Origin of the sequence: Hydrogenophaga sp. A37 (assembly GCF_002001205.1) — a bacterium.
Lineage (GTDB): Bacteria > Pseudomonadota > Gammaproteobacteria > Burkholderiales > Burkholderiaceae_C > Hydrogenophaga.
Genome location: NZ_MUNZ01000076.1, coordinates 1 through 9,993, shown reverse-complemented (window position 1 = coordinate 9,993; position 9,993 = coordinate 1). Strand labels below are relative to the sequence as shown.

The following is a 9,993-nucleotide window of genomic DNA, read 5'->3' as shown; positions in this document are numbered from 1 at the left end:
AGCTCTCTTCCGGGGGGTGGGTTCGGGATGGAAGGGTTTCTTGTAACTCGTTGGTAACTCAGACCACGGGCTTGCAAATTCTATTGCAACGCAGCATACCGGAGGCTGACGGTGGGGCTTGGCCTGCACCCGCCAGGCAAGTGGCGTCAAGGTTTCAACTCAGTTCATTGTGGTAATGCCGGGTTTCCGTGCGGTAGAGCCCTCGGCGCAACTCCATGGGCACATCGTTGTAGGTGTAAGCGAGTCGCTCGACGCTCAAAAGGGGGTGACCCACGTCCACGCCGAGCAGTGCTGCCGCGTCGGCGTCGGCGGCGACGGCTTTGAGTTTTTCCACCGCGCGCACCATGCGCACGCCGAACTGGGCTTCGAACAGCGCGTACATCGGCCCCTTGTCGTGGGACAGTGTCTCCAGGTTCAGGCCTTTGAAGGTGACGCCCGGCAACCAGATGTCTTCGAGGATCGCCGGCGTGCCCGAAAACGCGAGCACACGTTTGACTTGAAACAGCGCATCACCCGTGCGCAGTTCCAGCTGACGCGCCACCTCGGCGGGCGCGCGCAAGCGCCGACACTCGATGATGCGGCGCTCAGCCGGCCCCTGTGCCTCCAGCGAGCCGGCGTCGGGCAGCAGTCGCAGGAAGCGGTATTGGATGTGTTGTTCGGCGTGGGTCGCGACAAAGGTGCCTTTGCCCTGGCGGCGCACCAGCAGGTTGTCTGTGGCGAGTTCGTCGATGGCCTTGCGCACCGTGCCTTGGCTGACACGAAAGCGCGCGGCCAGATCGAACTCGCTGGGAATCATGTCGCCTGGTTTCCACTCACCCGCTTGCAGGCTGCGCAGGATCAGCGATTTGATCTGTTGGTAGAGCGGGCTGAAGGCCGGGGCGCCCAGTACCGCACCGCTGGCCATGTCTGCAGCAGGCGACAGGGGTGCGTCGACACCGATGGGGGCGTCTGGCGCAGTGCTGTCGTTGGGATTGGCGTGCGGGGTGGCCATGTTTTTTGTGTCGCGGTGATGTCGCCATTGGCGGGCGGCGAAGACCTTAATCATATCTTATATAAGACATAAGACAATTTGACGAGTCAGGGTTTGCGAGGGTACACTCGCCGGCTGAGTCTGACCCACGGATTTCGGGTTTACCCGCATCTTTGTGGCTGCCATCTCTGGGCTGCGCGCCCTCGTTGTCTTCTCTTTTACCCACCGTCCTTTTCTGGAGTTTTCACCATGAGCAAGAAGCCCGTTCGTGTTGCCGTCACCGGCGCCGCAGGTCAAATCGGTTACGCCCTGCTGTTCCGCATCGCCTCGGGCGAAATGCTGGGCAAAGACCAGCCCGTGATCTTGCAACTGCTGGAAATTCCGGATGAAAAGGCCCAGAAAGCGCTCAAGGGCGTGATGATGGAAATCGAAGACTGCGCCTTCCCGCTGCTGGCCGGCATGGAAGCCCACAGCGACCCAATGACCGCCTTCAAAGACACCGATTACGCGCTGCTGGTCGGTTCGCGTCCACGTGGCCCCGGCATGGAGCGCGCTGAGCTGCTCGCCATCAATGGCGCCATCTTTACTGCCCAGGGCAAGGCCCTGAACGCCGTGGCCAGCCGCGACGTCAAGGTGCTGGTGGTCGGCAACCCCGCCAACACCAACGCCTACATCGCCATGAAGAGTGCACCCGATCTGAAGCCGGGCAACTTCACCGCCATGCTGCGCCTGGACCACAACCGCGCCGCTTCGCAACTGGCCGCCAAGACCGGCAAGGCCGTCTCAAGCATCAAGAAGCTGGCCGTGTGGGGCAACCACTCGCCCACCATGTACGCCGACTACCGTTTTGCCACCATCGACGGCGCTTCGGTCAAGGACATGATCAACGACCAGGAATGGAACGCCAACGTGTTCCTGCCCACCGTCGGCAAGCGCGGCGCCGCCATCATTGAAGCGCGTGGCCTGTCCAGCGCTGCCTCGGCCGCCAATGCCGCCATCGACCACATGCGCGATTGGGCCCTGGGCACCAACGGCGAATGGGTCACGATGGGCATTCCGTCGCAAGGCTGGTACGGCATTCCGAAGGACGTGATGTTCGGCTTCCCGGTCACCTGCGCCAACGGCGAGTACACCGTGGTCGAAGGCCTGGACATCGACGCCTTCTCGCAAGAGTGCATCAACAAGACCCTGGCCGAGCTGCAGGGCGAGCAGGATGGCGTCAAGCACTTGCTGTAACCCGTTGGTAACCACGGCGTGATCCATCCGCGCGACATCCTCCTCGGTGCCCAGGCCGGCGCGTTCGCGTTGCCGGTCTGTGACCACTACAGCGGGGTGGAAGCGCGAATGAAAAAAAGCCTGCAGTTGCAGGTTGAGATGACGGTCGAGTTCGGTGCCTGCGTCTTTGACGTCACGCTGGATTGCGAAGACGGCGCGCCTGTGGGCGGCGAGTCCGACCACGCGGCGCTGGTCACGGCGCTGGCGCTGGGTGCCGCACCTGAGGCCCGTGTGGCCGTGCGGGTGCACCCGGTGGACCACCCGGCGTTTGATGCCGACGTGGCGACCATCGCCGGGCAGGCCGCCTCGCGCCTCACTCACCTGATGGTGCCCAAGGTCGAGTGTGTGGCCGATGTGCAGCGCGCTGTCGCGGCCATGGACGCGGCTGGCGCGACAGCGCTGCCCCTGCACGTGCTGATCGAATCGCCCGCAGCGGTGCACCGCGCCTTTGACATGGCTGCGCACCCGCGTGTGCAGTCGCTCAGCTTTGGCCTGATGGATTTTGTGTCGGCCCATGGCGGTGCGATTCCAGCCGACGGCATGGGTGTGGCCGGGCAGTTCAGCCACCCGCTGGTGCTGCGTGCCAAGATGGAGATCGCCTCTGCTTGCCATGCGCACGGCAAGGTGCCTTCACACAATGTGGTCACCGAGTTCAAGGATCTGGCTGCGCTGCAGACCGCCGCGCACAAAGCCGCCCGTGAACTGGGCTACACCCGCATGTGGAGCATCCACCCGGACCAGATCCGGCCCATCCTAGCCGCGTTTGCGCCCGAAGACCGCGAGATCCATACCGCCGCCGGCATCATCGAACGTGCCGCCACCGCCGAGTGGGCGCCGGTGCAGTTTGAAGGCCGCCTGCACGACCGCGCCAGCTACCGCTTCTACTGGCAGGTGCTCGAAAGGGCGCACCAAACCGGGCACACCCTGCCCGAATCCGTGCGGCACTGGTTCGCGCCTGCACCCTTGCCCCCACCTTTGGCGGCTCAAGTTGTGCGGCACTGAGCTTGCTTGCCGCCCACGCACCCCCGCTTCCTTCAATAACAGTTCCTTCCCCACCCTTCTGGAGAACACCATGTCGACCTTCCTCACCGATTACCGCGCCCACGCCGCCGAACGCGCGGCCCTGGGCATTCCCCCGCTGGCGCTCGACGCCAAGCAGGTGGCCGCACTGATCGAACTCATCAAGGCGCCGCCCGCCGGTGAAGACGCGTTCCTGATGGACCTGCTCACGCACCGTGTGCCCCCGGGCGTGGACGATGCGGCCAAGGTCAAGGCCTCGTTCCTGGCCGCTGTGGCGCACGGCGACATCGCGGTCGGCCTGATCTCCAAGGCTAAGGCCACCGAGCTGCTGGGCACCATGGTGGGTGGCTACAACGTTCACCCCCTGATCGAGCTGCTGGACGACGCCGAAGTCGCGGCCGTGGCCGGCGCAGCGCTGAAGAAGACGCTGCTGATGTTCGACTACTTCAACGACATGGCCGAGAAGGCCAAGGCCGGCAACGCCGTGGCCAAGGAAGTGATGCAGAGCTGGGCCGACGCCGAGTGGTTCACCAGCCGCCCCGAAGTCGAGAAGAAGATCACCGTCACCGTGTTCAAGGTGCCCGGCGAAACCAACACCGACGACCTCTCGCCCGCCCCGGACGCGACCACGCGCCCGGACATCCCGATGCACTACCTGGCGATGCTGAAGAACACCCGCCCCGACGCGGCCTTCAAGCCCGAAGAAGACGGCAAGCGCGGCCCGATGCAGTTCATCGAAGACCTGAAGAAAAAGGGCAACCTCGTGGCCTACGTGGGCGACGTGGTCGGCACCGGTTCTTCGCGCAAGTCCGCCACCAACAGCGTGATCTGGGCCACCGGCCAGGACATTCCCTTCGTGCCCAACAAGCGCTTCGGCGGCGTCACGCTGGGCGGCAAGATCGCTCCGATCTTCTTCAACACGCAGGAAGACTCCGGTTCGCTGCCGATCGAAGTGGACGTGTCCAAGCTGGAAATGGGCGATGTGGTCGACGTGCTGCCCTACGACGGCAAGATCGTGCGCAACGGTGAAACCGTGGTCGAGTTCAAGCTCAAGAGCGACGTGCTGTTCGACGAAGTGCGCGCCGGCGGCCGCATCAACCTGATCATCGGCCGCTCGCTCACCGCCAAGGCGCGTGAGTTCCTGGGCCTGCCCGCTTCCACCTTGTTCCGCCTGCCCAGCGTGCCCGCCGCCACCAAAGCCGGCTTCACGCTGGCGCAGAAGATGGTCGGCCGCGCGGTCGGCCTTCCCGAAGGGCAGGGCGTTCGTCCTGGCACCTACTGCGAGCCGCGCATGACGACCGTGGGTTCGCAAGACACCACCGGCCCGATGACGCGCGACGAACTGAAAGACCTGGCCTGCCTGGGCTTCAGCGCCGACCTGGTGATGCAGTCCTTCTGTCACACCGCCGCCTACCCCAAGCCCGTGGACGTGAAGACCCACCGCGAACTGCCCGCCTTCATGAGCAGCCGCGGCGGCGTGGCGCTGCGTCCGGGCGATGGTGTGATCCACAGCTGGCTCAACCGCCTGCTGCTGCCCGACACCGTGGGCACCGGCGGTGACTCGCACACCCGCTTCCCCATCGGTATCTCCTTCCCTGCCGGTTCCGGCCTCGTGGCCTTCGGCGCCGCCACCGGCGTGATGCCGCTGGACATGCCCGAGTCGGTGCTGGTGCGCTTCAAGGGCGAAATGCAGCCTGGCGTCACGCTGCGCGACCTTGTGCATGCCATCCCGCTGTACGCCATCAAGGCCGGTCTGCTGACGGTCGCCAAGGCCGGCAAGATCAACGCCTTCTCGGGCCGCATCCTGGAAATCGAAGGCCTGCCAGACCTGAAGGTCGAGCAAGCCTTCGAGCTGTCCGACGCCTCGGCCGAGCGCTCTGCTGCGGGCTGCACCATCAAGCTCAACAAGGAGCCGGTGCAGGAGTACCTGAAGTCGAACATCGTGCTGATGAAGAACATGATCGCCGACGGCTACGCCGACGCCAAGACGCTCGCCCGCCGCATCGAGAAGGTCGAGGCATGGCTGGCCAACCCCAGCTTGCTCGAAGCCGACAAGGATGCCGAATACGCGCACGTCATCGAGATCGACCTGGCCGACATCAAGGAACCCATCCTGTGCTGCCCGAACGATCCGGACGACGCCAAGACCTTGTCCGAAGTGGCCGGCACCAAGATCGATGAAGCCTTCATCGGTTCGTGCATGACCAACATCGGCCACTTCCGCGCCGCGGCCAAGCTGCTGGGCGGCCAGCGCGACATCCCGGTCAAGCTGTGGGTTGCGCCGCCGACCAAGATGGACGAGAGCGAGCTGATCAAGGAAGGCCACTACGCCAGCTTCGGCGCCGCCGGTGCCCGCACCGAAATGCCCGGCTGCTCACTGTGCATGGGCAACCAGGCGCAGGTGCGCGAAGGCGCGACCGTGGTCTCCACCTCGACCCGCAACTTCCCCAACCGCCTGGGCAAGAACACGTTCGTGTACCTGGCCTCCGCCGAACTCGCGGCCATTGCGTCCAAGTTGGGCCACATCCCCACGGCGGCCGAGTACTTTGATGCCATGGGCATCGTGAACAAAGACGGCGCGGCGATCTACAAGTACCTCAACTTCAACCAGATCGACGAGTACGTGGAAAACGCCAAGGGCGTGGCGGCTTGAGCGGTCTCGCACTGCGTCCATGAAAACGGCCCTTCGGGGCCGTTTTCTTTTGTTTCAATCTGCCCACTATCATCTGGCAACGAAGGCATTCACCAGGGAGGCGGCGTGATTCATATGGGGTGTAAGGGCGTGTGGCAATCGGGGTTGGCTGCGTGGGTACTGGGGGCCCTCCTGCTGTGGTCTGGGGCGGCCAGTGCGCGGATCGAGCCCATGAAGCTGCCCGGCGGCGCCTTCCAGGTTCTGAATGCAGTCACTGCACCTTCCGGACTCACTGAACATCAGGTTCGTCAGTTTCTGGCTGCGGAGCCTTTGGAGCAGGAAAGACTTCGAGGTTCATTGGTTCGGCAGGTTCGGGCCTCGTTGGAAGCGGCATCTGGCGGCCACACATCGGTGCCCGATGCGCTGGTCGTCGAATGGATGAACACCTTGATGGAGCGAAAGCGATCTGAGGCTGAATGGGTTCAGCAATTGGATACGTGGATGGGTGTTGCCGTTCTGTTTGAGCGTCTTCGTGCTGAGCTGGTGGCCCAGCGACTTGGCATTGACGACGGTTTGGTTCGCGCCAACACAGCACTCCACGCGGGCAACTTGGTTCAATTTGCGCGGTTGCTCGATGCGGAAATTCACCGGTCCGAGATCGACCTTCCTGTTGCGAGACCCGATGAGCGGTTTCCGCTGCAACGGCGCCTCGCAGGCTTGTTGATGCTGCGGGCGTTCATGGCGGAACTCAGGCTTCAACAAGATTTATTGAAGGACACGGAGCGGGTATTGGAACTGCGACATGGTGACGGGGACGCCAACGTGGTGGCTTTGCTCTTGATGGCCGTGGATTCAGCTCATTTGGCCAACAAGCCCGACCAGTCCATTGGCTTGCTGCACAGTCTTCGTGGTACGGCCGAAGAGAAGTCGCAGGCTGCCCCTTCGGACGTCTATTGGTAACGTATTCGATGGTTGTCCAGGGCACTGACCGCCGCGGTACACCTGGGTCGACAGGATGAAGCACGGGCACTCACGGAGTTTGAAGAAGCGAATCGTCTTCTCGACAGCTCAGACATCCGGTCAGTCCGTGACCCTGGCGTCAAATTCATGGTGTGGCAGACGCTGTTCAATTCGGCCGTTCTGAGCAGTGGCATGAATCCAGAAGTTCTGTCCAAGCTGGATAACTCGATTTTGGAGTTTGCAAAGGCTTTCGCTCGCACAAGTTCCTCCAGATCAGAAGCTTGGCTGGCGCTTGCCGGCAGCGAGCTCCTGTCGGGTGTTGTGGCCGCGGCATCGGACAAGCTGCCTCAAGCAGAGCAGCATCTTTTCAGCTGTTTGAACGCGCTGGACAGGTATGGTGCGCTGACCACCGTCTCCCCTGAGGTGTCGCAGATTCGGTTGTCTGCTTTGGCGGGATTGACTGACATCAAAGTGCAGCAAAAGGCTTGGGGGGAGTTGTTGGCGATCTTGAAATCAGTCGAACAACTGGCCATCGAACTGAAATCAAGAACGGGGACGGCGTCTTTGTCGGACCCATTGCTTTATGCAGTGCATGCGAACCGGGCATTGGCTTACTCGAATCTTGGCAGGAAGGACGAGGGGCTCGCTTCTCTCGAACTCGCTCTGGCGGTCACAGAGCGACATCTGGGAGAGGTGTCAGATGAGCTGGACTGGGCGTTCGCCGGTTGGCGTGCCCATGTGGACATGGCCGAGGTGCTGGTGGGTACCAAGGATTCGCAGCAGGGTTTGCGTCACCGCAAACGGGCCGCAGAGCTCGCGCGAAATGCGCTCGTTCGCGACCCCGGGCGCTCTGATTGGGAGGACCGGTATTGGGACAGTCTTCATGAGCTGGGCGACGTGCTGAATGATGCAGGCGACGCGTCCGCTGCGTACGTCGCCGCCCAGGAGTCGCTTGCGGTCGCGCAACGCAATGCCAAGGGGTCTGCTGCCGACTCCGACTGGAGCCGAAACGTGTTTCTGAGTCTCTGGGAGTTGGCCACGATCGATATCCGTCGTGGTGACAAGCAGATCGTCCTGAAACACAGCGAGGCTGCTGCCAGGCTGGCCAGAGATCGTCACGCCCTCAATCCTTCAGTTCAGTTTGTTCTGATTGACCGGTGGTTGATCGAGAACAGGCTGGGGATCATCCGAAGCAGCTTGGGAGACGGGCTTTCCGCCCTCCAGGCCCACCAAGTGGCTTTGAGCGTCGCTCAGAAAGCACTTCATGCGGAGCCAGATTCTGACGAGTGGATTGAGAATTCGACTCGGAGTCACGCGCGCTTGGCGAGCATCTTCAGTGATCGGCGGGACTGGATGTCGGCGTTGCGGCACTCACAGGCAGCGGCTGCACTGGCTGGCAGGAAGAGCGCTACCTCCGATGCCAGCTTCGAAGTCGTGCACGATCACTGGCTTCACCAGTTCAACGTTGGGAGGATGCACCTACAGCTCAAGGCGCACATTGAAGCGCGTGCAGCGTTGACACAGGCAAGAGATCTCGTGCTCCACCACTGGCATCGGTTCTCCGGTGAAGACCTTTGGCGGGAGTCTCGGTGGCTCAACGAGCAGGAATTCGGCCTTCTGGAGGAGTCCGAAGAAAACCTAGGAAGAGCCGAGGCGGCGTATGCAAGGGCGACCGCCTTCGCAGAGGAGTCACAAACAGGCTCCGGCGATGTGTTGCGAGTCTGGCGATATCGGCTTGTCGAAAGCCTCACATCGTTGGTTCGTGTGCAAGCCGTTCAAGGCAAGGCGGATGCTTTGCGTCAGTCGACCCTGCTGTTGGCGCGTTATCGGGATCTTGATGCAGCAGATCATGAGAACAACCGGCGAAACGAAGCGAAAAAAACGATCAGCTTGGTTCTGGCAGACATCGGCCTTTCTCCGGAGCAAGCGCAAACTGTGCCTAAGGCCGATCTCCTTGACCGATTGCAACACCTGATTGATGCAACCCGAGAGACGACCCGCGTGAAGGGTCTGACAGGCGAGGACTCACAGCGGATGTTGCGGTTGCAAAATGCACTGTTTGCTGTTCGCCAGTTGCCAGATTGAGCCGTCCCGTCAGTTGCGAACAAGCACTGAACACGTTGAAACGGCCTTTCGGGGCCTTTTTTACTGGGCGCCTTGTCGCTGATCTCCCCCATGCGTGGGATGTGGGTTGCGGACCCGATCCTTTACGATTCAGACAGGGAGGCGAAGCAGGCTCGGCAACGGGTGGTGGGTCCTTGCCTGCTCGTCAATTCAAACAAGGAAATCTCATGACCCGACCCGTTCAATCCCTCCGTCGCCGCACTGTTGGCGCCTTGTCTCTGACCGTTGCCCTGGCGTTCTTGTCGGGATGTGGTGGTGGCGGTGGTGGCGGATCGGACATCAACACCCTGCACGACGCCTACAAGGCACTCACACCGGGCATGACCAAGGCGGAGGTGCTCGACCTCGTGCCGTTCAAGCCGTCGCAGGGCGCGAGTACCAGCCAGGTGTTGTGGGTGGAGGGCCAGGAGGCGCTGGGCGTGCGTTTCAATGGGAGCTCGTCGACCGGCGTGATCACGTTTGCGCAATGGGGCATGTCGATCCCCGCTGGTGGCCAGAACGAATCCCGCAATTTCTGACCGGGGGCGTCAGGCCAGACCAGCCAACGCCCGCCAACCCAACCAGCCATCGCGCTGGATCGCGAACTTTCGCGTGGCGCTGCTCCAGCTCTCGCCCACGGCCATCGCATTGGCAAAGGCCTGAGGATCGGTCACCCGTGTGCCGCCCAGCAGGGTCACGCCGCGTTCGAACAGCGTGTCGGGCCACAGCCCGGCCGAGGGGCCGATCACCGCGAAGCGTGTGGCCTGGGGTGCGGCCTCGAGCATGTCGTCCAGCGTGTCGTTGAGCAGCATGGTCGAGGTGCCGACCACCACGTTGCAGGGGGCGAGGTCGGCGCGGTCCAGCGTGATGTGCACGTCCGGAACCCCGATGGCCAGGTCAAATTCGCCCACCCTTGGCCACCCCAAATTCCCCCAGGCAGGACGGCCGGATTATGACGACTCGGGTGTGACGGCGATGCGTGCCGCTGCCTCCTTGAGTCGGTAGCTCTTGCCCTCGAACTCCAGCATTGCGC

General features: G+C 62.7%; 8 protein-coding genes. 6 read left to right on the top strand and 2 right to left on the bottom strand.

Features of this window, described 5'->3' with window-relative positions; translation table 11 throughout:
• Positions 1-154: 154 nt before the first annotated feature.
• Positions 155-991, bottom strand: a complete 837-nt coding sequence (locus B0E41_RS06400) for a GntR family transcriptional regulator (RefSeq protein WP_077330104.1) — start codon at positions 989-991, stop codon at positions 155-157.
• 228 nt (positions 992-1,219) lie between these two features.
• Here B0E41_RS06400 and B0E41_RS06395 point away from each other — a divergent pair, with 228 nt between their 5' ends.
• The 6 genes from B0E41_RS06395 to B0E41_RS06370 all read left to right on the top strand — a co-directional run bounded on the left by B0E41_RS06395 (position 1,220) and on the right by B0E41_RS06370 (position 9,499).
• Positions 1,220-2,206 (top strand): malate dehydrogenase, encoded by a 987-nt coding sequence (locus B0E41_RS06395; RefSeq protein ID WP_077330102.1) that lies wholly within the window; start codon positions 1,220-1,222, stop codon positions 2,204-2,206.
• Positions 2,207-2,224: 18 nt separating this feature from the next.
• The gene (locus tag B0E41_RS06390; RefSeq protein WP_253194651.1) at positions 2,225-3,247 is read left to right on the top strand and encodes an aldolase/citrate lyase family protein; all 1,023 of its coding nucleotides are present in this window, start codon (positions 2,225-2,227) and stop codon (positions 3,245-3,247) included.
• Positions 3,248-3,317: 70 nt separating this feature from the next.
• Positions 3,318-5,918, top strand: coding sequence for a bifunctional aconitate hydratase 2/2-methylisocitrate dehydratase (gene acnB / locus B0E41_RS06385; RefSeq protein ID WP_077330098.1), 2,601 nt, complete (start codon positions 3,318-3,320; stop codon positions 5,916-5,918).
• 210 nt (positions 5,919-6,128) lie between these two features.
• Positions 6,129-6,857: a hypothetical protein gene (locus B0E41_RS06380; RefSeq protein ID WP_143433698.1), complete on the top strand. Its 729-nt coding sequence runs from the start codon at positions 6,129-6,131 to the stop codon at positions 6,855-6,857.
• A 147-nt stretch (positions 6,858-7,004) separates the two neighbouring features.
• The gene (locus B0E41_RS06375) at positions 7,005-8,942 is read left to right on the top strand and encodes a hypothetical protein (protein WP_077330094.1); all 1,938 of its coding nucleotides are present in this window, start codon (positions 7,005-7,007) and stop codon (positions 8,940-8,942) included.
• A gap of 206 nt (positions 8,943-9,148) precedes the next feature.
• The gene (locus B0E41_RS06370; protein ID WP_143433697.1) at positions 9,149-9,499 is read left to right on the top strand and encodes a hypothetical protein; all 351 of its coding nucleotides are present in this window, start codon (positions 9,149-9,151) and stop codon (positions 9,497-9,499) included.
• A gap of 9 nt (positions 9,500-9,508) precedes the next feature.
• Here B0E41_RS06370 and B0E41_RS06365 read toward each other — a convergent pair whose 3' ends face one another.
• The gene (locus B0E41_RS06365) at positions 9,509-9,871 is read right to left on the bottom strand and encodes a DUF364 domain-containing protein (RefSeq protein ID WP_077330090.1); all 363 of its coding nucleotides are present in this window, start codon (positions 9,869-9,871) and stop codon (positions 9,509-9,511) included.
• Positions 9,872-9,993 lie beyond the last annotated feature (122 nt).